The sequence below is a fragment of the Streptomyces sp. DSM 118878 genome (assembly GCF_052936595.1).
Window position 1 is genome coordinate 3,670,058 of record NZ_CP193622.1, and the last position, 21,455, is coordinate 3,691,512.

At 72.1% G+C, this 21,455-nt stretch carries 20 protein-coding genes and 1 riboswitch; of the genes, 4 read left to right on the forward strand and 16 right to left on the reverse strand.

Features of this window, described 5'->3' with window-relative positions:
• Positions 1-7: 7 nt before the first annotated feature.
• Positions 8-763 (forward strand): decaprenylphospho-beta-D-erythro-pentofuranosid-2-ulose 2-reductase, encoded by a 756-nt coding sequence (locus tag ACRAKF_RS16090; RefSeq protein ID WP_447037862.1) that lies wholly within the window; start codon positions 8-10, stop codon positions 761-763.
• Here the strand turns inward: ACRAKF_RS16090 and ACRAKF_RS16095 are convergent.
• The 3 genes from ACRAKF_RS16095 to ACRAKF_RS16105 form a co-directional block, all read right to left on the reverse strand.
• Positions 760-1,341: a 2'-5' RNA ligase family protein gene (locus ACRAKF_RS16095; protein WP_447037864.1), complete on the reverse strand. Its 582-nt coding sequence runs from the start codon at positions 1,339-1,341 to the stop codon at positions 760-762. The two genes, ACRAKF_RS16090 and ACRAKF_RS16095, sit on opposite strands and share 4 nt — an antisense overlap.
• Positions 1,342-1,434: 93 nt before the next feature.
• Positions 1,435-2,448, reverse strand: a complete 1,014-nt coding sequence (gene trpS / locus ACRAKF_RS16100; RefSeq protein ID WP_447037865.1) for a tryptophan--tRNA ligase — start codon at positions 2,446-2,448, stop codon at positions 1,435-1,437.
• 74 nt (positions 2,449-2,522) lie between these two features.
• Positions 2,523-3,800 (reverse strand): serine hydroxymethyltransferase, encoded by a 1,278-nt coding sequence (locus ACRAKF_RS16105; protein WP_447037866.1) that lies wholly within the window; start codon positions 3,798-3,800, stop codon positions 2,523-2,525.
• A gap of 40 nt (positions 3,801-3,840) precedes the next feature.
• Positions 3,841-3,931, reverse strand: a riboswitch (ZMP/ZTP riboswitch).
• Between the two features lie 117 nt (positions 3,932-4,048).
• Here ACRAKF_RS16105 and rocD point away from each other — a divergent pair.
• Complete coding sequence (gene rocD / locus ACRAKF_RS16110; RefSeq protein ID WP_447042007.1) at positions 4,049-5,281, forward strand: ornithine--oxo-acid transaminase; 1,233 nt, start codon at positions 4,049-4,051, stop codon at positions 5,279-5,281.
• Positions 5,282-5,316: 35 nt separating this feature from the next.
• Here the strand turns inward: rocD and ACRAKF_RS16115 are convergent, their stop codons facing one another.
• The 3 genes from ACRAKF_RS16115 to pdxR all read right to left on the reverse strand — a co-directional run bounded on the left by ACRAKF_RS16115 (position 5,317) and on the right by pdxR (position 8,563).
• Complete coding sequence (locus ACRAKF_RS16115) at positions 5,317-6,510, reverse strand: glutathionylspermidine synthase family protein (RefSeq protein WP_447037867.1); 1,194 nt, start codon at positions 6,508-6,510, stop codon at positions 5,317-5,319.
• Positions 6,511-6,533: 23 nt separating this feature from the next.
• Entirely contained in the window at positions 6,534-6,917 is a 384-nt protein-coding gene (locus ACRAKF_RS16120; protein ID WP_447037868.1) for a hypothetical protein, read from the reverse strand.
• 194 nt (positions 6,918-7,111) lie between these two features.
• Positions 7,112-8,563 carry a MocR-like pyridoxine biosynthesis transcription factor PdxR gene (pdxR, locus tag ACRAKF_RS16125; RefSeq protein WP_447037869.1) on the reverse strand — a complete coding sequence of 484 codons (1,452 nt, stop codon included), beginning with the start codon at positions 8,561-8,563 and terminating at the stop codon, positions 7,112-7,114.
• Positions 8,564-8,610: 47 nt separating this feature from the next.
• Here pdxR and ACRAKF_RS16130 point away from each other — a divergent pair, with 47 nt between their 5' ends.
• Both ACRAKF_RS16130 and ACRAKF_RS16135 read left to right on the forward strand, forming a co-directional pair.
• On the forward strand, positions 8,611-9,162 hold the full coding sequence (locus ACRAKF_RS16130; RefSeq protein WP_447037870.1) for a carboxymuconolactone decarboxylase family protein: 552 nt from the start codon (positions 8,611-8,613) through the stop codon (positions 9,160-9,162).
• A 62-nt stretch (positions 9,163-9,224) separates the two neighbouring features.
• Complete coding sequence (locus ACRAKF_RS16135) at positions 9,225-9,941, forward strand: isocitrate lyase/PEP mutase family protein (protein WP_447037871.1); 717 nt, start codon at positions 9,225-9,227, stop codon at positions 9,939-9,941.
• 25 nt (positions 9,942-9,966) lie between these two features.
• Here the strand turns inward: ACRAKF_RS16135 and ACRAKF_RS16140 are convergent, their stop codons facing one another.
• The 10 genes from ACRAKF_RS16140 to ACRAKF_RS16185 form a co-directional block, all read right to left on the reverse strand.
• Complete coding sequence (locus tag ACRAKF_RS16140; protein ID WP_447037873.1) at positions 9,967-10,932, reverse strand: glycine betaine ABC transporter substrate-binding protein; 966 nt, start codon at positions 10,930-10,932, stop codon at positions 9,967-9,969.
• Position 10,933: 1 nt separating this feature from the next.
• Positions 10,934-12,901 (reverse strand): ABC transporter permease, encoded by a 1,968-nt coding sequence (locus ACRAKF_RS16145; protein ID WP_447037874.1) that lies wholly within the window; start codon positions 12,899-12,901, stop codon positions 10,934-10,936.
• The gene (locus ACRAKF_RS16150; RefSeq protein WP_447037875.1) at positions 12,901-14,043 is read right to left on the reverse strand and encodes a quaternary amine ABC transporter ATP-binding protein; all 1,143 of its coding nucleotides are present in this window, start codon (positions 14,041-14,043) and stop codon (positions 12,901-12,903) included. Before ACRAKF_RS16150 ends, ACRAKF_RS16145 begins: the two co-directional genes overlap by 1 nt.
• Complete coding sequence (locus ACRAKF_RS16155) at positions 14,040-15,605, reverse strand: GMC family oxidoreductase (protein ID WP_447037876.1); 1,566 nt, start codon at positions 15,603-15,605, stop codon at positions 14,040-14,042. The genes ACRAKF_RS16150 and ACRAKF_RS16155 overlap by 4 nt, the downstream gene beginning before the upstream one ends.
• 80 nt (positions 15,606-15,685) lie before the next feature.
• A complete protein-coding gene (locus tag ACRAKF_RS16160) occupies positions 15,686-17,188 on the reverse strand; it encodes an aldehyde dehydrogenase family protein (RefSeq protein ID WP_447037877.1) in 1,503 nt (500 codons plus the stop codon).
• A gap of 112 nt (positions 17,189-17,300) precedes the next feature.
• On the reverse strand, positions 17,301-17,903 hold the full coding sequence (locus ACRAKF_RS16165; RefSeq protein ID WP_447037878.1) for a hypothetical protein: 603 nt from the start codon (positions 17,901-17,903) through the stop codon (positions 17,301-17,303).
• A complete protein-coding gene (locus ACRAKF_RS16170) occupies positions 17,903-18,148 on the reverse strand; it encodes a helix-turn-helix transcriptional regulator (RefSeq protein ID WP_447037879.1) in 246 nt (81 codons plus the stop codon). The genes ACRAKF_RS16165 and ACRAKF_RS16170 overlap by 1 nt, the downstream gene beginning before the upstream one ends.
• An 84-nt stretch (positions 18,149-18,232) precedes the next feature.
• Positions 18,233-19,048: a hypothetical protein gene (locus tag ACRAKF_RS16175; RefSeq protein WP_447037880.1), complete on the reverse strand. Its 816-nt coding sequence runs from the start codon at positions 19,046-19,048 to the stop codon at positions 18,233-18,235.
• Between the two features lie 3 nt (positions 19,049-19,051).
• Entirely contained in the window at positions 19,052-19,423 is a 372-nt protein-coding gene (locus ACRAKF_RS16180; RefSeq protein ID WP_447037881.1) for a hypothetical protein, read from the reverse strand.
• A complete protein-coding gene (locus ACRAKF_RS16185; protein ID WP_447037882.1) occupies positions 19,420-21,342 on the reverse strand; it encodes a hypothetical protein in 1,923 nt (640 codons plus the stop codon). Before ACRAKF_RS16185 ends, ACRAKF_RS16180 begins: the two co-directional genes overlap by 4 nt.
• Between the last annotated feature and the right edge of the window lie 113 nt (positions 21,343-21,455).

A 21,455-nucleotide genomic window follows, 5' to 3' on the forward strand; every position in this document is an offset into this window, starting at 1 on the left:
GGTACTCATGAAAGACGCCTTCGGCACCCCCCAGTCCCTGCTCGTCCTCGGTGGCACCTCCGAGATCGGCCTCGCCACCGCGCGGCGCCTCGTCGTCCGCCGCACCCGCACCGTCTGGCTCGCGGGACGCCCGTCACCGGCCCTGGAGGAGGCCGCCGCCGGGCTGCGCGACCTGGGCGCGGACGTGCGTACCGTCGCCTTCGACGCGCTCGACCCCGAGTCCCACGAGGAGACCCTCGGCAAGGTCTTCGCCGAGGGCGACATCGACATGGTGCTGCTCGCCTTCGGCGTCCTCGGCGACCAGGCGCGCGACGAGGACGAGCCCCTCTCGGCGGTGCGCGTCGCCCGGACCAACTACACCGGAGCCGTCTCCTCGGGCCTGGTCTGCGCCCGGGCCCTCCAGTCCCAGGGCCACGGCTCCCTGGTGGTGCTCTCCTCGGTGGCGGGCGAGCGGGCACGCCGCTCCAACTTCATCTACGGCTCCAGCAAGGCCGGCCTCGACGCCTTCACCCAGGGCCTCGGCGACGCGCTGCACGGCACAGGGGTGCACGTGATGGTGGTGCGCCCCGGCTTCGTCCGCTCGAAGATGACGGCGGGCCTGGAGGAGGCCCCCCTGTCGACCACGCCGGACGCGGTCGCGGCGGCCATCGAGACGGGGCTGCGACGGCGTTCGGAGACGGTGTGGGTGCCCGGCATGCTGCGGGTGGTCATGTCGGCGCTCCGGCACCTGCCGAGGCCGCTGTTCCGGCGGCTGCCGATCTAGCGGGTGGGCAGCGTGTCCCTGGCCGCCGGGGGCGGGGTCTGGTGGGGCACCAGGGGGCCGCCGAAGTCGAACTCGCGCAGCTTGCGCCAGATGCCGTCCTGGCCCTGTTCGTAGAGCGCGAAGCCGGTGCAGGGCCAGGACGCCTCGTACTCCGAGAGCTCCTCGTAGGCCCGGTCCATGGCCTCCTCGGAGATGCCGTGGGCCACGGTGACGTGCGGGTGGTACGGGAACTGCAGTTCGCGGGCCATCGGCCCCGACGCGTCCCGCACCCGCTTCTGGAGCCAGGAACAGGCCGAGCCGCCCTCCACCACCTGCACGAAGACGACGGGCGACAGCGGCCGGAACGTGCCCGTCCCCGACAGGCGCATCGGGAAGGGCCGCCCGGCCGCGGCGACCGACATCAGATGCGACTCAACCGCGGGCAGCGCGGACGCGTCCACCTCGGTGGGAGGCAACAGGGTCACATGCGTGGGAATGCCGTGCGCCGCGGGGTCCCCGAAGCCCGCGCGCCGCTCCTGGAGCAGGCTGCCGTGTGGCTCCGGGACCGCGATCGAAACACCGATCGTTACGGTCCCCACGTCGTACTCCTGTCGTCGTGTCGATGGGCGGGGGGCGCTGCTCGCCGTGCAGCGCGGGTGCGGTTGTCGTGCGTGCTCGGAGTCTGTCGGGACTCAGTGCTTGGCGGGCAGGAAACCTACCCGGTCGTACGCCTGCGCGAGAGTCTCGGCGGCGACGGCACGGGCCTTCTCCGCTCCCTTGGCCAGGATCGAGTCGAGCGTCTCCGGGTCGCCAAGGTACTCCTGGGTGCGGTTCCGGAACGGGGTCACGAACTCGACCATGACCTCGGCGAGGTCGGTCTTCAGCGCACCGTAGCCCTTGCCGGCGTACTTCTGCTCAAGTTCCGCGATACCGGCGCCGGTGAGCGTGGAGTAGACGCTGAGGAGGTTGCTGATGCCGGGCTTCTCGACCACGTCGTAGCGGATGACGGTGTCCGTATCGGTGACGGCGCTCTTGACCTTCTTGGCGGTCGCCTTGGGCTCGTCCAGGAGGTTGATCAGGCCCTTCGGCGTGGACGCCGACTTGCTCATCTTGATCGACGGGTCCTGGAGGTCGTAGATCTTCGCCGTCTCCTTGAGGATGTACGGCGACGGCACGGTGAACGTCTGACCGAGGCGACCGTTGAAACGCTCGGCCAGGTCGCGGGTCAGTTCGATGTGCTGGCGCTGGTCCTCGCCGACCGGGACCTCGTTCGCCTGGTAGAGCAGGATGTCCGCGACCTGGAGGACCGGGTACGTGAAGAGGCCCACCGAGGCCCGGTCGGCGCCCTGCTTGGCCGACTTGTCCTTGAACTGCGTCATTCGGGAGGCCTCGCCGAAGCCGGTGAGGCAGTTCATGACCCAGGCGAGCTGGGCGTGCTCCGGGACGTGGCTCTGGACGAAGAGCGTGCAGCGCTCGGGGTCGAGCCCCGCGGCGAGCAGCTGGGCCACGGCGAGCCGGGTGTTGGCGCGCAGCTCCGCGGGGTCCTGCGGGACCGTGATCGCGTGCAGGTCCACCACCATGTAGAAGGCGTCGTGGGTCTCCTGCAACGCGACCCACTGGCGTACGGCGCCGAGGTAGTTGCCGAGGTGGAACGAGCCGGCGGTGGGCTGGATCCCGGAGAGCACACGAGGACGTTCAGAGGCCATGAGGCCCATTCTCTCAGGTGACTCTCATAACTCGGAAACAGGTGTGCGGCGGGTGGCGAGGACGGCGGCGGACGTCAGTCCGTCGGCAGGCCCGGCGCGGGGTGGGCGGACATCAGGTCGGCGACCTCGGCCCTGATCTTCGTCAGCGCCTCCTCGTCCCCGGTCCGGCCCGCGGCGACGCCGCGGTCGATCCAGTCGGCGACGGTCTCCATGTGTGCCGTGCCGAGCCCGCGGGAGGTGAGGGAGGGGGTGCCGATGCGGATGCCCGAGGGGTCGAAGGGCTTGCGCGGGTCGAACGGCACGGTGTTGTGGTTGACGACGATCCCGGCCCGGTCGAGGGCCTTCGCGGCGATCTTGCCTGGGACGTCCTTGGGGGTGAGGTCCATCAGGATCAGATGGTTGTCGGTGCCGCCCGAGACCAGGTCGAAACCGCGGGTGAGCAGGGCTTCGGCGAGGGCCCCGGCGTTGGCGACGACCGCGTGGGCGTAGTCACGGAAGGAGTCCCCGGACGCCTCGTGGAGGGCGACCGCGATGGCGGCGGTGGTGTGGTTGTGCGGGCCGCCCTGGAGGCCGGGGAAGACCGCCTTGTCGATGGCCTTGGCGTGCTCCTCGCGGGACATCAGCATCGCCCCGCGCGGGCCGCGCAGGGTCTTGTGGGTGGTCGTGGAGATCACGTCGGCGTGCGGGACGGGCGAGGGGTGGGCGCCGCCCGCGATCAGCCCGGCGATGTGCGCGATGTCGGCGACCAGGACGGAGCCCGCCTCGCGGGCGATCTCGGCGAAGGCGGCGAAGTCGATGGTGCGGGGCAGGGCGGTGCCGCCGCAGAAGATCAGCTTCGGGCGTTCCCTGAGGGCGAGGTCACGGACCTCGTCGAAGTCGACGCGGCCCGTGTCCCGGCGCACGCCGTACTGCACGCCCCGGAACCACTTGCCCGTGGCGGAGACGCCCCAGCCGTGGGTGAGGTGGCCGCCCATGGGCAGGGCCATGCCCATCACGGTGTCGCCGGGCTCGGCGAAGGCGAGGTAGACGGCGAGGTTGGCGGGTGAGCCGGAGTAGGGCTGGACGTTGGCGTGCTCGACGCCGAAGACGGCCTTGGCGCGGGCGATGGCCAGGCGCTCGACGGGGTCGATGTTCTGCTGGCCCTCGTAGTACCGGCGGCCCGGGTAGCCCTCGCTGTACTTGTTCTGCAGCACGGTGCCCGAGGCTTCGAGCACGGCACGGGAGACGTAGTTCTCGCTGGGGATCATGCGGAGCGTGTCGGCCTGGAGCTGCTCCTCGGCGCCGACGAGGGCGGCGAGCTCCGGGTCCTCGGCGGTGAGGGCCGGGTGGCGCTGGGCGGAAGGAAGGGTCATGGCGTCCTCCGGGGGCGAGCGGTGGTGTCCGGTCGTGGTCCCGGGGTGCCCAGGCAGTCGGCACCTCGAAGGTCTGGCCGAGCACGGCTCCATCGAGGTCGATTCCCCGTACGCCAGTCACCGTGCTGTCGGGGCCAGCGTAGCGGGCACGCCGGTTCGGCAGGTTTCCTCGTCCATGATGCGAGCGACGATGGAGACTGGGCGTCACACACGCCCCACGCCGCAGGACGAACGGAGACCCCGTGTCGATTACGCCATCTCCCCTCAGGAACGGCTCCCTGACGACCAGCGAGCAGTTCATCGCGTCGGCCGAGGCGCACAGCGCGCACAACTACCATCCGCTGCCGATCGTGGTCGCCTCCGCCGAGGGCGCGTGGATGACCGATGTGGAGGGGCGCCGCTACCTCGACATGCTCGCCGGGTACTCCGCGCTCAACTTCGGGCACGGCAACCGCCGGCTGATCGACGCGGCCAAGGCCCAGCTGGAGCGGGTGACGCTGACGTCGCGGGCCTTCCACCACGACCGCTTCGCCGACTTCTGCACGCGCCTGGCCGAGCTGTGCGGCAAGGACATGGTCCTGCCGATGAACACCGGCGCGGAGGCCGTGGAGACGGCCGTGAAGACCGCGCGGAAGTGGGGCTACCGGGTCAAGGGGGTGCCGGACGGCCGGGCGAAGATCATCGTGGCCGCCGAGAACTTCCACGGCAGGACGACGACCATCGTCAGCTTCTCCACGGACGAGGAAGCGCGGGCCGACTTCGGTCCGTACACGCCGGGCTTCGAGATCGTGCCGTACGGCGACCTGGCGGCGCTGCGGGCCGCGGTCACCGACGACACGGTGGCCGTGCTGCTCGAACCGATCCAGGGCGAGGCCGGGGTGCTCGTGCCGCCGGCCGGCTATCTGGCGGGGGTCAGGGAGCTGACCCGGGAGCGGAACGTCCTCTTCATCGCGGACGAGATCCAGTCGGGGCTCGGCAGGACGGGCCGTACGTTCGCGTGTGAGCACGAGGGCGTGGTGCCGGACGTGTACCTGCTGGGCAAGGCGCTGGGCGGCGGGGTCGTGCCCGTGTCGGCGGTGGTCGCCGACGCCGATGTGCTCGGGGTCTTCCAGCCGGGCGAGCACGGGTCGACGTTCGGCGGCAACCCCCTCGCGTGCGCCGTGGGCCTGGAGGTGGTCGAGATGCTGTCCACGGGCGAGTTCCAGGCCCGCGCCACGGAGCTGGGCGAGCATCTGCACGCCGAGCTCCAGCTCCTCGCCGGTTCCGGCGTGGTGACCGAGGTGCGCGGGCGCGGCCTGTGGGCGGGCGTCGACATCGCTCCCTCGCACGGCACGGGCCGCGATGTCTCCGAGAAGCTGATGGACCGCGGGGTGCTGGTCAAGGACACGCACGGCGCGACGATCCGCATCGCTCCCCCGCTGGTGATCAGCAAGGAGGACCTGGACTGGGGGCTCGACCAGCTCCGGGCCGTGCTGGCCTAGCCGTACCGCCCGGCCTTACCGCCCGGCGCCCGGCCTTACCGCTGGTCCGGCAGGATCACGTGCGGGACGAACCGCGCGTACTCGTCCGTGACCAGCCCCGACGACTCCCTGATGCCGAGCCCGGCCGCCTCGCCCTCGACGACCCACGCGCCGAGGACGACGCGGTTGCCGTCGAAGTCGGGCAGCGGCGCCAGCTCCTGGTAGCAGCAGGGCTCGTCGCGGACGGCCGCGGGGGCGCCGGGCTCGTGCACCGTGACGCCGGCTCCCTCGCGGCCGAGGAGGGGCTTGGCGACGTAGCCGCGTCCGGCCAGCTCCCGCGGGCCGTCCAGGTAGGCGGGGAGCAGGTTCGGGTGGCCGGGATACAGCTCCCAGAGGATGGCGAGCAGCGCCTTGTTGGAGAGCAGCATCTTCCAGGCCGGCTCGATCCAGAGCGTCGATCCGGTGCCGCCGCCGTTGTCGAGCGTCTCCAGGACGTGCGGGGCGAAGCGGTCCGTGGTCAGCCACTCCCACGGGTACAGCTTGAAGCAGCCGCGCATGAAGCGGAGCTTCTTGTCGACGAAGCGGCGCGAGAGGCGGTCCCAGCCGATGTCCTCCATGGAGATGGACTCGGTGGCGAGGCCCGCCTGCTCGGCCGTCTCGCGGAGGTACGCGACCGTCATCAGGTCCTCGCCGAGCTCGTCGGCGGCGGAGTGGGCGAAGTACAGCGGGCCGCCGGGCGGCAGGAGCGCGGCCTGCTTGCGCCAGGCGTCGACGAGGCGTTCGTGCAGGGAGTTCCACTGGTCGGCGCCGGGGAAGCGCTCCTCCATCCAGAACCACTGCGGGCTCGCGGCCTCGACCAGCGAGGTGGGCGTGTCGGCGTTGTACTCCAGCATCTTGGCCGGGCCCGTGCCGTCGTGGCGCAGGTCGAAGCGGCCGTAGAGCGAGGGGAGCTCGGCGCGGCGGTGCCAGGCCTCGGTGACGGCGGCGGCCACCCCCGGGTCCGTGATGCCGAGGTCGGCGAGGCGGTCGTGGTCGACGATGTGCGCGGCGGCGGCCAGGCACATCGCGTGGAGCTCCTCGACGACGTCCTCGAGCGCCTCCACCTCGGGGAGCGAGAAGACGTAGTACGCGCTCTCGTCCCAGTAGGGGCGCAGGGTGCCGTCGGGGTAGCGGGTGAGCGGGTAGATGAGCCCCTGGTCCTCGACGGTCTGCTGCCAGCCGGGGCGGGGGTCGATGGTGCGGCGTTCCATGGCCTACGGGTCCGTGCCTTCCGTCAGCCGCCGCCGCTGCCGCTGTCCGAGCAGCCGAAGCCGTCGCGGTCCACGGCCTCGCTGCGGCTGAACGTGCCGTTGTCGGCATAGCGTCCTTCGACGTCCGCGTCGTAGTACCAGGCGGCGTCGGTGCGTCCCGTGGTCCTGCCGGTGCCGTAGGAACCGGAGCCGTCCGTGCGGCCCTTGCCCGAGGAGTGACCGCTGGACGTGGAGCGGCAGTTCTTGTCGCCGACGATCTTGTAGCCGAGGAACGTGTCGTAGCTGTCCCGGTCCACGCACCGGCGGTCCGGGTCCGAGCCGCAGGAGGTCAGGGCCGCCGCGAGGACGCCCATGCCGCCGAGCACGACCGTGCTGGACCGCAGCCGCCGTGGTTGTTTCTCCGCCATCTGTGCCACTCCCCCGTTGTCGATGTCTCCGCCCCGCGCGCGGCCGGACGGTGGCCTGAATTCGTACGCGGCCGACGATCAGCGTAGGGAAGGCGGCGCGCTCCGCGCCGGCCGCCCACCCCCGATGTCCGCCGTGTGCCCGTTGAGCCGCCTTTGGCTCGTATCGGCCGTCACGGAAGACCCGGCGCAGGCCGTCATGGCAGGACTCGGCACAGGGCGGCCAGCGCACCGTTCCAGGCGTGCTCCGCGGGCGTCCCGTAGCCCAGGACCAGCGCGTCGCCCTGCCGTGCCGTCGCGAGGGGGTGGCGGAAGCGGGAGAGGCCCTGGACCGCGAGGCGCTCCCAGTTGGCCGCCTCGACCACGGAGTTCTCCGTGCCCGGGGGGAGTTCAAGGACCGCGTGGAGGCCCGCCGCGATGCCCGTGGCGCGGGTCTCGGGGGCCCGCTCGGCGAGGGCGGCCACGAGCTGGTCCCTGCGGCGCCGGTAGCGGAGCCTCGCGGCGCGCACATGGCGGTCGTACGCGCCCGAGGTGAGGAACTCCGCCAGCGTGAGCTGGTCGAGCACCCCGCAGGACCAGCCCGCCGCGTCCTTCTCGCCGAGCGCCTCGTCGCGCACCCCGGCCGGCAGCACCATCCACCCGATGCGCAGCCCCGGCGCCAGGGACTTGCTGGCCGTGCCGAGGTAGACGACGCGCTCGGGGTCGAGGCCCTGGAGCGCGCCGACCGGCTGGCGGTCGTAGCGGAACTCCCCGTCGTAGTCGTCCTCCAGGATCAGCCCGTCCTCGCGCCGGGCCCAGTCGACGGCCGCCGCCCGCCGGTCGGGGTGCAGCGGCACCCCCATCGGGAACTGGTGCGCCGGGGTGAGCAGCACCGCCTTGGACGCCCCCGGCCCGCCGCCGAGGCCGGAGACCACCGTGCCGAGCCCGTCGAAGCCGAGCGGCACCGTCCGCAGGCCCGCCTTGCGCAGCAGCTTCCAGTGGACGTCCAGGCCGTACGACTCGACGGTCACCTGCCGCTGCCCCCGGCTCCGCAGCACCCGGCCGAGGATCGAAAGGGCGTGCGCGAACCCGGCGGTCACCACGACACGACCGGGGTCCGCGTGCACGCCGCGGGCCCGCGCGAGGTACCCGGCGAGGGCCTCGCGCAGCTCCACCCGGCCCCGCGGATCGCCGTATCCGAGGGCGTCGCTCGGCGCCTTCGCCAGCGCGCGCCGGGCCGCCTTGAGCCACTCCGCGCGCGGGAAGGCGGAGAGGTCGGGCCTGCCGGGGGTGAGGTCGTACGTCGGCGCCCCGTCCTTCCTGCGGGGCGCGGCGGCCCGCCCCGGCGGCACGTCGGCCCTCCCCCGCGCCCTCGGCTCCGCCCCGGCGGGGGAGACCCCTGTCGCCACCCGGGTCCCCGAGCCCTGCCGGGCCGTGAGCCAGCCCTCGGCGACCAGGTCCGCGTACGCGTCGGCGACGGTGTTCCGGGCGATGCCGAGGTCGAGGGCGAGGGAGCGGGAGGACGGCAGCCGCGTGCCCGGCGCGAGCCTGCCGCCGCGCACCGCCTCCCGCAGCGCGTCCGTGAGGCCCTTGCGGATCCCGTGGCGGGACGCGCCGCCACCCGTGTCCAGGTGCAGGTCGACGCCCAGATTGGCCCAAGGTTCTCCCATGGAAATGGACCATACCGCTGGGCTGCCTCGCTCCTAGGCTCGACCGCATGACGGACACGAACACGAACGCGAACACGAACACGAACAGCACCGAAACCGGCACCGGCACCGGCACTGGCGAGGAATACGCCCCCGAGCGCTCCCCGCGCCTCGCCTGGACCACCCACGCCCCCGAGGTCTACAAGGCCATGGTCAGGCTCGACGCGGCGGCCCGTAAGGGCCTCGACCCGGTGATCTACGAGCTGGTCAAGATCCGCGCCTCGCAGATCAACCACTGCGCGCTCTGCCTCGACATGCACAGCAAGGACGCGCTCGCGGCGGGCGAGAGCGTCGAGCGGATCGTCCAGCTCAGCGCGTGGGAGGAGTCGCAGCACTTCTACACGGCCAAGGAGCTCGCCGCGCTCGAACTGACCGAGGCGGTCACGGTCCTCACCGACGGTTTCGTGCCGGACGAGGTCTACGAGAAGGCCGCGAAGCACTTCGACGAGGCCGAGCTGACGCAGCTCATCGCCGCGATCACGGTCATCAACGCCTGGAACCGCTTCGGCGTGACGGCGCGCCTGGCGCCGGGCCACTACCGGCCGGGCGACCACAAGTGACCGCACGCGAACAGCTCGAACCGGCTGATGGTCAGCCGCCGCATCGAACCCGGAGGCCCGGCATGGTGAGTCCCGTCGAGACACTGCGCGCCCTGCACCACGGACGGGCGCCCGGCGACCCGCTGATCCTGCCGGGTCCATGGGACGCGGCGAGCGCCCGTACGTTCGAGGCGGCGGGCAGCCCCGCGCTCGCGACGCCCAGCGCGGGGATCGCGCTCTCCCTCGGGTACGAGGACGGACAGGTGCCGCCCGACGAGATGTTCGCGGCGGTCGCGCGGATCACGCGGTCCGTCTCCGTGCCCGTGAGCGCGGACATCGAGGACGGCTACGGCCTCGCGCCCGAGGAACTGGTCGAGCGGCTCCTGACGGCCGGAGCGGTCGGCTGCAACCTGGAGGACTCCCGCGGCGACACCCTCAAGGACCCCGCCGAGCAGGCCGACTTCCTCGCGGCGGTACGGGAGGCCGCGGGCGGCCGGATCTTCGTGAACGCCCGGGTCGACACGTTCCTGCGGGGCGTCCCCGAGCCCGGCCCCGCGATCGAACGGGCCCGGCTCTACGTGGCCGCCGGCGCGGACTGCGTCTACCCGATCCTGGCGCCCACCGAGGCGATCCCCGCGCTGCGGGCGGGCATCGAGGGGCCGCTCAACGTGGTCGCGACACCCAAGGGCCCCACCCTGCGGGAGCTGGGCGAACTGGGTGCCACGAGGATCACGTTCGGGCCGGGTCTGCTGCACCGGACGCTGTCCGCCCTGGAGGGGATCATGGCGGACCTGGTCTAGACGGGCGGCCCACCCATCCGGAGGGTCACTTCGGCAGCCAGGCCCGCCACTTGGACTCGTTCTTCTTGATCCAGGACTTCGCCGCGGCGTCCGGCGACATCTTCTTGTCCGCGATCATCAGGGAGACCTCGTTCTGGTCCTCCTCCGACCACTGGAAGTTCTTCAGGAACTCCGCGGCCTTTCCGCCCTTCTTCGCGAAGTCCGCGTTGAAGTACTTCTGGAGCGGCGTGTGCGGGTAGGCGCACTTGATCTTGGCGGGGTCGGCGTCGCAGCCCTCCTTGTACTCGGGCAGCTTCACCTCCGTCATCGGCACCTTCTCGAACAGCCACTGCGGCTTGTACCAGTACGTGAGGAACGGCTTCTTCTGCTTGGCGAACTGCTCGATCTGGGTGATCTGGGCGGCCTCGGAGCCGGCGAAGACGACCTCGTAGTCCAGGTCCAGGTTCTGCACCAGGGCCTTGTCGTTCGTCACGTACGACGGGGAGCCGTCCATGAGCTGGCCCTTGCTGCCGCTCTCGGACGTCTTGAACTGGTCCGCGTACTTGTTGAGGTTCTTCCAGTCGGTGACGTCCGGGTGCTTCTTCGCGAAGTACGTGGGCACGTACCAGCCGATGTGCCCGGTCACGCCGACGTCGCCGCCGGGGACGATCGTCTTCTTGTCCTTGACGTACCGCTGTTCCTGCTCGGGGTGGCCCCAGTCCTCCAGGATCGCGTCGACGCGGCCCTGGCTGAGGGCGTCCCAGGCGGGGACCTCGTCGATCTGGACCTTGTCGACGCGGTAGCCCAGCTCGTTCTTGAGCAGGTACTCGGCGACGGCGACGTCCGCCTGCGCGCCGACCCAGGACTGGACCGAGAGGGTCACGGTCTTGGCGCCCGCGGCGTTCGCGTACGGGGACGCCTGCTTGGTCATGTCGGCCGCGCCGCAGCCGGAGAGCGCGAGAAGCGCCCCGCCGGCCGTGACGGCACTCATGACACGCGTACGTGTGCGCATGTCACGCTCCCTTCTTGACGCGGCGTTCGGTGGGCTGCGTGACGCGGTCGAGCATCAGGCCGAGGCAGACGATGGCCACACCGGCCACCAGGCCCGTCGCGAGGTCGCCCTGCGCGATGCCGAACACCACGTCGTAGCCGAGCGCGCCACCGCCGACCAGGCCGCCGATGACGACCACGGCGAGGACCAGGACGACGCCCTGGTTGAGGGCGAGCAGCAGCGCGGGGCGGGCCAGCGGGAGCTGGACCTTGCGCAGTTGCTGCCAGCTCGTGGCGCCGAGCGAGCGCGAGGACTCCATCGCGGCGGCGTCGACCTCGCGCAGGCCCTGCGTGGTGATGCGGACGACGGCCGGCAGCGCGTAGACCACGGCCGCGGCGACCGCCGGGGCGCGGCCGATGCCGAAGAGGGCGACGACCGGGATGAGGTACACGAACTGCGGCAGGGTCTGGAAGACGTCGAGGACCGGGCGCAGCAGGCGTTCGAACCGCTGGCTGCGGGAGGCCGCGATGCCGGTCGCGAAGCCGAGGACGAGCGTCACCGCGACGCCCGCGAGGACCTGGGCGAGCGTGTCGAGGGACTTGTCCCAGACGCCGAACACGCCGATGGCGGCCATGGCGGCGACCGCGGTGAGCGCGGTCTGCCAGGTGCCGATCAGCCAGGCGAGCGCGGCGACGATCAGCAGCGCGGACCACCAGGGCAGGCCCTGAAGGCCGTCGCGGACGGGGTTGAGGACCCACGTGGTGAAGTGGGACGCCCAGTCGGCGGTGCCGCCGACGACGGGCACGCCGGTGTAGAGGTGGTCGACCATCCACTCCTTGGCGGTGTTCACCGAAGGGGCGATGTTGACGACCCAGCCGGTGGGCCACTCCAGGCGGTCCGCGAAGCGGGCGGCGAGCGCCGCCGCGACGGTCACGACGGCGGCGACGGCCCAGCCGCGCCCGCCGCGCAGGGCGGAGGTGTCCTCGCGGTGGGCGCCGGCCTTCTCGCCCGCGGCGCCGGTGACGCGGTCGAGGACCACGGCGAGCAGCACGATGGGGATGCCGCCGGCGAGTGCCTGGCCGACGTCGACGGTGGAGAGCGCCTGGTAGACGCGGTCGCCGAGGCCGCCGGCGCCGATCACGGAGGCGATGACGGCCATGGAGAGCGCCATCATGATCGTCTGGTTGACGCCGAGCAGGAGCTGCTTGGCGGCCAGGGGCAGCCGGGCGGAGAACAGCCTCTGGCGGCTGGTCGCGCCGAGCGACGTCACCGCTTCGAGGACGCCGCCGTCGGCGCCGCGCAGGCCGAGCGCGGTGAGCCGGGCCATGGGCGGGGCCGCGTACACGACCGTCGCGATGACGGCGGCGGGGACGCCCATGCCGAAGATGAGGGCGAACGGCAGCAGATACGCGTACGCGGGCAGCACCTGCATGGTGTCGAGGACGGGCCGCAGCACGCGGAAGACGCGGTCGTTGAGGCCGCCCGCGAGGCCGAGCAGCGCGCCGATCACGATCGAGGCGAGGACCGCCACGATCATCAGGGCGAGCGTCTGCATCGTCGGCACCCACATGCCGAGCAGGCCGCAGACGGCGAACGCGGCGGAGGCGGTGACGGCGAGCCGCACGCCCGCCACGCGCCAGGCGATGAGCCCGGCGGCGGCGGTCACGCCGGCCCAGCCCGCGGCGAGCAGCACGAGGTAGACGCCGCGCACGGAGAGCACGATGGCGTTGCTGACGTGCCCGAAGAAGTAGGTGAAGAGCGGGTGGCTGTCGCGGTTGTCGATGATCCAGTCGCTGGTCCTGCCCAGCGGCTCGGTCAGGTCGACGGTGAGCGCGTCCGGCCAGGCGCCGGAGGACCACTTGGCGCTGACGATCGGCACGAGGACCGCCGCGGCGACGGCGAGCAGCAGGAGCTTGCCGAGGGCGCGGTGGCGAAGGAGCGCGCCGACGCCCGTATCTCGTACGGGGCTCGATGCGGTGGCGGTGGCCATCAGGCGACCGCCTCGCCCTTGCCGGGGACCTTCGCGGGGTCCTTCGCGGGAGCCTGCGCGGGCACCGTCACGGGCGCCTCGGTGCCCGCGACCACGGCGAGCAGCCCCGCGTGGTCGACCACGCCGAGGCAGCGCTTGCCGTCCATCACGCGCACCGGGAGGCCGGTGCGTGCGACGGCCTCGATGGCCTCGGAGACCTTGGCGTCGGGCGCGAGGGCCGTGCCGCTGCTCTCCTCGTCGGTTTCGGCGGGGCGCATGGCGGTGCGCACGCTCATCACGTCGGCGCGCGCCACGTCGCGGACGAAGTCACGGACGTAGTCGTCGGCCGGGGAGCCGACGATCTCCTCGGGCGTGCCGAGCTGGACCACGCGGCCGTCGCGCATCAGGGCGATGCGGTCGCCGAGCTTGAGGGCCTCGCTGAGGTCGTGGGTGATGAAGACCATGGTGCGGCCCTCTTCACGGTGCAGGCGGACGACCTCCTCCTGCATGTCGCGGCGGATCAGCGGGTCGAGCGCGCTGAACGGCTCGTCGAAGAGCAGGACCTCGGGGTCGACGGCGAGGGCGCGGGCCAGGCCCACGCGCTGCTGCTGCCCGCCGGAGAGCTGGCCCGGCTTGCGCTGTTCGAGGCCGTCGAGGCCGACCTTCGCGATGACCTCAAGGGCCTTCGCGCGCCGCTCGGCCTTGCCGACGCCCTGGATCTCCAGGCCGTACGCGACGTTGTCGATGACCGAGCGGTGCGGCAGGAGGCCGAAGTGCTGGAAGACCATGGCGGCGCGGCGGCGGCGCAGTTCGCGCAGGCGCGCCTTGTCCATGGCGAGGACGTCCTCGCCGTCGATGGCGAGCCGTCCCGACGTGGGCTCGATGAGCCGGGTCAGGCAGCGCACGAGTGTCGACTTGCCCGAGCCGGAGAGGCCCATGACGACGAAGACCTCACCCTTGTTGACCTCGAAGGACACATCACGCACGGCCGCGGTGCAGCCGGTGCGTTCGCGCAGTTCGGCGGGGGTGAGGTCGTGGAGAGCGGTGTCGTCCGGTATGCGCTCCGCCTTCGGGCCAAAGACCTTCCAGAGGTTCTCGACGGCGAAGACGGGTCCGTCGGGGGCCACCGTCTCGTCCTTGGTCGTCACGAGGGCCTCGCTCATCGGCCGTCACCACCCAGCATCTCGGCACATTTCTCCCCGACCATGAGCACTCCGATCATCGGATTCACGGCGGGCATCGTCGGGAAGACGGATGCGTCCGCGATACGGATTCCTTGCATGCCCCGGATCCTCAGCTCCGGGTCCACCACGGCGAGTTCATCAGTGGAAGCGCCCATTCGGCAGGTTCCGGCCGGGTGGTAGACCGTGTGCGCGGCCTTGCGCACCAGTTCGCTGATCTCGGCGTCGTCGGTGACGTCGGGACCGGGGAAGACCTCGCGCTTGAGCCACTTCTTGAACGGCTCGGCCTGCGCGACCTTGCGGGCGAGCTTGATGCCGTCCACGAGGGTCCGCCCGTCGTAGTCGTCCTCGTCCTCGAAGTACCTGAAGTCGAGGGCGGGCTTGACCTCGGGGTCCGCCGACGTGAGGTAGAGCCGGCCGCGGGCGCGGGACTTGGGGATGTTCGGGGTCATCGAGACGCCGTGCTCGGGGCGTTCGTAGCCCAGGCGCTCCGGGTTGTCCGTGAAGGGGATCTGGTAGAAGTGGAACATCAGGTCGGGACCCTTGTGGTCCGGGTCCCGCTTCACGAACAGGCCCGCGTCGGAGTCCATCGCGGAGTTGCCGGGGATCGGCCCGTCGGTCTCCCAGACGATGACCGACTCCGGGTGGTCGATGAGGTTCTCGCCGACGCCCGGCAGGTCGTGGGCGACCGGGATGCCGAGCGCTTCGAGGTCCTTCCTCGGGCCGATGCCCGAGTGCATGAGCAGCCGGGGCGTGTCGACGGCGCCCGCGCAGACGAGCACCTCGCGGCGGGCGGTGAGCAGCTTCTCGGCGCCGTCCCCGGTGCGGACGTGCACGCCGCGGGCGGTCTTGCCGGCCAGTTCGAGGCGGGTGGCCCAGGTCTCCAGGAACAGGTGGAGGTTCGGCCGGTCACCGGCCTCCATGTGCGGGTGGAGGTAGGCGACCGAGGCGGAGGAGCGCTTGTTGTTCTCCGGGTGGTACGAGAGGTCGAAGAAGCCGACGCCCTCGTCGAAGGGCTTGTCGTTGAAGCCGACGACCTCCGGGACGCCGAGGGCGGTCTTCGTCGCCTCGACCCAGTCGGTGGCGATCTGGTTCTGGTCCTTCTTGGCGACGCGCACGATGTTGTTGCGCAGCTTGCCGAAGTAGGGGTCCATCGCCTTGGCGTTCCAGCCGGTGGCCCCGGCCTCCTCCCACTCGTCCCAGTCGGACGGCAGCGGCTTGAAGGAGATCAGGGTGTTGTGCGACGAGCACCCGCCGAGCACCTTGGCACGGCTGTGCAGGATGTGGGAGTTGCCGCGCGGCTGCTCCGTGGTCGTGTAGCCGTAGTCGAGGTCACCGCCGAGCAGGCCGAGCCAGCGGCGGAGCGTGAGGACGTCCTCACGGTCGATGTCGCTGGGCCCGCCCTCGATGACGGCGACGGTGACGTCGGGGTTCTCGGTGAGCCGGGAGGCGATCACCGATCCCGCGGTGCCGCCGCCGACGATGACGTAGTCGTACTCGGTCACGGCGCCGGACTCGGTTACTGCCTGGGGGGTTTCAGCCATGGGGGTAGCTACTCCTCTTCCTGCGAGGTCGTGCAAGGTGCTTGCGCGTAAGAGCGGAGGGCCTACGAGCGGGGCGGGCCTCAGCCCGCGAACCAGCGGACCGGCCGCGGCGCCAGGTTCTCGTAGATGTGCTTGGACTCGCGGTACTCGGCGAGTCCGGCGGGGCCCAGCTCGCGCCCGACACCGCTCTTGCCGAAGCCGCCCCACTCCGCCTGCGGCAGGTAGGGGTGGAAGTCGTTGATCCAGATGGTGCCGTGGCGCATGCGGCGGGCCATGCGGCGGGCGCGTCCCGAGTCGCTGGTCCACACGGCGCCCGCGAGACCGTACTCGGTGTCGTTGGCGAGGGCCACGGCCTCGTCCTCGGTGCGGAAGGTCTCGACGCTCAGGACGGGCCCGAAGACCTCTTCGCGTACGACCTTCATCTCGCGGTGGCACTGGTCGAGCACGGTCGGCTCGTAGAAGTAGCCCTCGGCGGGCCGCACTTCGCTCGGCTCGGGGCGCTTGCCGCCGGAGCGGAGCACCGCGCCCTCCTGAAGGGCGGAGGCCACGTACATCTCGGTCTTCTCGCGCTGCTGCGCCGAGACGAGGGGGCCGCACTCGACGCCGTCCTCGGTGCCGCGGCCGAGCTTGATCTTCGTGGCCCTGCGGGCGAGTTCGGCCACGAAGCGCTCGCGGACGGACTCCTCGATGATCAGGCGGCCGCCGGCGGAGCAGACCTGCCCGCTGTGGATGAAGGCGGCGTTCAGCGCCTGGTCGACGGCGGTGTCGAAGTCGTCGTCGGTGGCGCAGGCGTCGGCGAAGACGACATTGGGGTTCTTGCCGCCGAGTTCGAGGGCGACCTTCTTCACGCCGACGGCGGCGGCCTGGGCGACCTTGGTGCCGGAGATGAGGCCGCCGGTGAAGGAGACCATGTCGACGTCGGGGTGGTCGGCGAGGCGGGCGCCGACGGTGTGACCGGGTCCTGTCACGATGTTGGCGACACCGGCGGGCAGACCGGCCTCGACGAGCAGCTCGATGAGCGCGACGGTCGTCAACGGGGTGATCTCGCTCGGCTTGATGACGAACGTGTTGCCCGCCGCGAGCGCGGGCGCGATCTTCCAGCTCGCCTGGAGGAGCGGGTAGTTCCAGGGCGTGATCATCGAGCAGACGCCGATGGGCTCGTGCACGACGACGCTGTGGACGTCGTCGGAGCCGGCGTCCACGACGCGTCCCCCACCCTCACCGATCACCAGGTCGGCGAAGTACCGGAAGGCGTCGGCGACGCAGTCGACGTCGACTCGGCCCTCTTCGAGGGTCTTGCCCGCGTCCCGGCTCTCCAGGAGGCCTATCTCCTCGCGGTCGCGTACGAGGAGGTCGGCGACCCTGCGCAGCAGCGCGGCACGCTCGGCGACGGGCGTGGCCGGCCACGGGCCCTCGTCGAAGGCCCTGCGCGCGGCGGCGATGGCCGCGTCGGCGTCCTCGGTGCCGCCCTCGGCGATCAGCGCGAACGGCTTGGCATCCGCCGGGTCGAGGATCTCGCGGGTGGCACCGGAGGCGGCGCTCAGCCACTCTCCGCCCACATGGATGGTCTGTTGTGCGGACACGTCCCGTATGCCTTCCGTTCCTGTCAAATGCCCCGCCTGTCACTCACGGCAGCCGGGAGCACCTTCCCCTGGGGCAAGAAAGCATGCCTGGCCTGGCCGAAAGTGCGCTGTATCACTGAGCGGGGCGACGGCCCCCCACCGCGTCGGCGGTGACGTCGATGTCGTCATCGATGTCGTCGCCGATGTCGTCGTCGATGTCGTCGTCAATGCCCGGCTCGTCAGCGGCGGAGAGACCGGCCACCCACAGCGGCATGATCCAGTGGACGACGAAGACGGCGAACAGGACGGGGAAGAGATACCCCTCGGTGTCCGCGCCGCGCAGCTCGGCCGCCCCCGCTCCGACGGTCACGGCGAGCAGCAGCCACAGCATCACGCCCCGGGAGCGGGCCGCCACCCGGAGCCTCTCCACCCGCTGGCGCTCGTCCAGCGCGCGGACCCGCAGTTCGAGCAGGCCACGGGTCGAGCTGTTGATCACGCCGGTCGCGAAGCACCAGGGCAGCAGCAGGCCGAGCATCGTGAACATCGCCCAGCGCTGGTCGCCGACGACGGCGAACAGCCACGCGGCGACGGCCACGCAGGTCAGCGCGGCGTGGGCCACGACCACGGCACGCCTGCGGGCGGCGGTGGCGTGGAAGGGGGCCGCCTCGCGGCGGTTCATCAACCGGTACATCCGCCGGTCGTAGCCGGTCATGGGGCGCTCTTCGGTGGCCGTCATCAGTGGTTCCTCCCGTAGACCTGATCCGTGAGCGGCCGGAACGGTTCGAGGGAGAACAGCGCCTCGACCGGCAGCTCGAAGAACTTGGCGACCTTCAGTGCGAGGTCGAGGCTCGGGTTGTACTGCCCCCGCTCGATGTAGCCGATGGTCTGGTAGTGGACCCCCACCGCCTCGGCCAGGCGCTGACGCGACACCTTCCGCTCGGCGCGCACCATCGCCAACCTGTTGTGCACTTGCTCGCTCATGTATAAGAAGTACTACATTCGAGAGCAGGGAGGCAACAGTTCCGCCAGAAGGTCCGCCACGACACACGCGGCGGCGGGGGGGGGCTACGTCCCCGGCGTCGGGCACTCCTGGAACGGCGGGCAGAACCAGGTCAGGGCAGTCGTGAGGAGCTCCTCCTCGTCGGCCCTGCCGTCGGCGTCCGCGCCGTAGGCGGCCACCGCGTACAGACGGCCGTCGAAGGCCTGGAAGCGGTAGTCGATGACGTGCCAGAGGCCGTTCTCCGGCTCCCCGGGAATCCGGTCGGTGACGTGTTCGAGGCGGGCGGCGGGCAGACCGTCGCGTTCGAGGCGCTCCAGGGAGATCTGCTCGTACTCCTCGGCGTCCCGCACGGTCGAGATCTTCAGATACTGCCGCAGCGAGTCGTACGGGGTCGCCTCCCCCACCCGGTACACCTGGAGCCGCCGGGCCCTGTCGGGGCTGCGGTAGTTGACCACGTCGTAGCCCCCTGCGGGGGAGATCTGCTCACGCTCCCAGCCGCGCGGCACGGCGAGCCGGTAGCCCTGCTCGTCCGTCACCTCCTCGTACGCGGCGGGCAGGGCGCCCGTCGGAGCGGGGGACGCGGTGGAGCCGCCGCCCGTGTCCCCGTTCCGCGAGGACCCCCAGTCGCCCCGATGGGCCACGGGCTCCGGTTCGTCCTTCCAGCCGAGCGCCCAGACGCCGAAGGAGAGCGAGCAGACCGCGAGGACGGCCAGGGCGCCGTGCAGCGCCGTGCGCTGGCGGGCGGCGTCCCGCTCGTGCAGCCCGGCGATCCGCCGCTCCTCCCCGGGGTCGTTCCACTCCTGGCGGACCGGGTCGAAGGCGCGGACCTCACGGCAGGCGCGGGCCGGATCGGTGGATCGCGTCGGATCGGTGGATGGCACCGCTCACCCCGGGATCTGGGCGATCGCCTGGAGGACGGCCGTCACCGAGGCGGCCGTCGCGGTGGCGGCGCCGTACCGCTCAAGGAGGGTGCGCAGCTTCGCGAGGGGCCCGCTGCGGCCGGTGCGGCCGATCTCCCGCTCCACGGCGGCGAGTTCGGCGCCGAGCTCCTCGTCCTCGGGCGTGCGCCCCTCGGCCCGCTCCAGCTCGCCGCTCAGGGCGCGGACCGAGGCGAGCAGGCGTGCGTACCCCGGCCCGGTCACGATCGTCTGGTTGGTGGACTCGGCCCTGCCGTGGTCGCCGAAGGCCTGGGAGCCCCCGCTGATGGACCCGATCTGCACGTGCGCCCCGCCGCCGGTGCCCGTCTCCCCGCTCATGCCGTGCTCCTCTCGTTGTGCGCGGCCCGGCCGTGGTCGCCGGTGGCGAGGGCGCCGCCGGACATCTCCCCGATGTAGACCCCGCTGTTGTTGATCTGCGTGATGTGCTGCTCCAGGCGGTCCGTGCGGTATCCGCCGAGGCGCAGCGCCTCGCGGACGCCCTCGCCGATGCGGTCCTGGAGGGTCTTCGTGTAGCGCGCCACGTCCATCTCCTGGAAGAGGGAGAGGCTGTCGGTGGCGGCCAGTTCGCGCAGCGAGACGAGCGGGGCGTCGGCCGGCACGCCGTCGGGCAGCGCGGGCCAGCGCGCCGAGCAGCGCCGCCGCAGCACGCGCAGGGCGGCCGCGGCCCGCGGCCGCAGCCACGTGGGGGCGACCGCGTCGTCGGCGGCCAGCCAGAACCGGAGCGAGGCCCCGAGGGACGGCAGCGTGCGCAGCGCGGCCACGCCGATCGCGAAGCCGGACGCGGGGGCGTCGACGCAGGCGCGCAGGGCGTCGCGCAGCGGGCCCCCCGGTTCACCCGCCACGATCCGGTCGACCGCGCGGAACTCCTGGATGATCGGCCCGAGCACGTGCGGCACCACTTCGAGGACCAGCATGCCGCCCTGCGTGTGCACCCTGACAAGCAGCGAGACGACGACCTGTTCGTCCCAGGCGCCGACCCGGATGCGCAGGAAGTGCCGCCTGGCCTCGCCGCCCTCGCCCGCCGCGTCGGCGATGTGGCGCCCGGCCTGGACGGGGTCGTAGACCGCCGCGGGCTCCTCGCCGGGCCCCGCGTGCAGCGGCTCGTCGCGGCCGGGGCCCGCGGGGAGGCAGACGAACTCCTCGATCTCCAGGTCGCGCAGCCGGTCCCTGCCGGTGGCCGCGGCGGACGTGCGCAGGGCCTCCAGGCGAGGCCGGATCATCTCGATGACGTCACGCGCGGCGAGCGGTACCCGCGGGTGCGCACCCTGCCGGGGCACGCCGCCGCCCGGCTGCTCCGGGCCCTCGCTCCCGCGCTTCTCGCCCGCCCGCTCCTCGCTCTCCCGCTCCTCGCTCTCGCGGCGGCGCAGCTCCAGGACGACGGACCACGGCTTGCGGGGGGTGCCTGAGCCGATGAAGGGGCGGTTGGCGTCGTACAGGGTGAGCGGGGCTTCCTGCTCGCGGCGCAGGCACTCGGCGATCCGCGCGTACCGGCGCGGCAGGCGCGACTGGGCGGCCCCGTCGAAGTTCCGCCGGGCGAGCTCGGCGCGCAGCGTCCGCCTGGCGGAGAACTGGTGCCGCCACACCACGGCCCCCATGAGCAGCGGGAAGATCACGGGGTAGGGGCTGCCGTCGATCCCGGCCAGCGCCTCGATCCCGTACGCGGCCGCCGTCGACCAGGCGAACAGGTTCAGCAGCAGGGCGACGCGGCGCCGCAGCCAGGCGAGGACGGGCGGGAGCCGCGGCTCCCGGGGCGGTGCGCCGTCCGTGGGGCGCCCGGAGACGACCCTGGCCAGCCAGAGCAGCAGCACGACCACGGCGTACGAGACGGCCCAGCCGCCCGGCAGCAGGGCGCCGAACTCGTCCCAGGGCCCGGAGCGCTCGCCGTAGTCACCGGGTTCGACGGCGAGCAGCGCGATGTCTGTGCCGGAGAGTCCGGTCTCGCCGCCCGCCCGGTCCTCCAGGGTGTCCCAGATCATCAGCGAGTCGCTGGCGAGGAACCCGGCCCAGGCGGCGAGCAGCAGCAGGGCGGTGCGCACCTCGGCGCGGCGGGCGCGCAGCGCGTGGGCGAGCACCGGGAGGACGTCGGCGCCGAGGGCCGGGGCGACGGGGCGCTCGGCGTGCCCGACGAGTTCATCGACCACGCGCCTGCCGAACGGCGGGTTCAGCCATACGCCTGCGCAGAGCAGCCGGGTGGCCTCGGTGTTCGCGTACTGCCGCCGCGGCGGGTCGTCGTGCATGCGGGCAAGTTATGGCAGGGCGCGGGCCCCTGACGGGCAAAGGGTGCCCCGGTCCCCCGAACCGGTGAACAGTGGAGGGACGAACGAAACCGCCCCCGGCGGCCGCGGGGAGC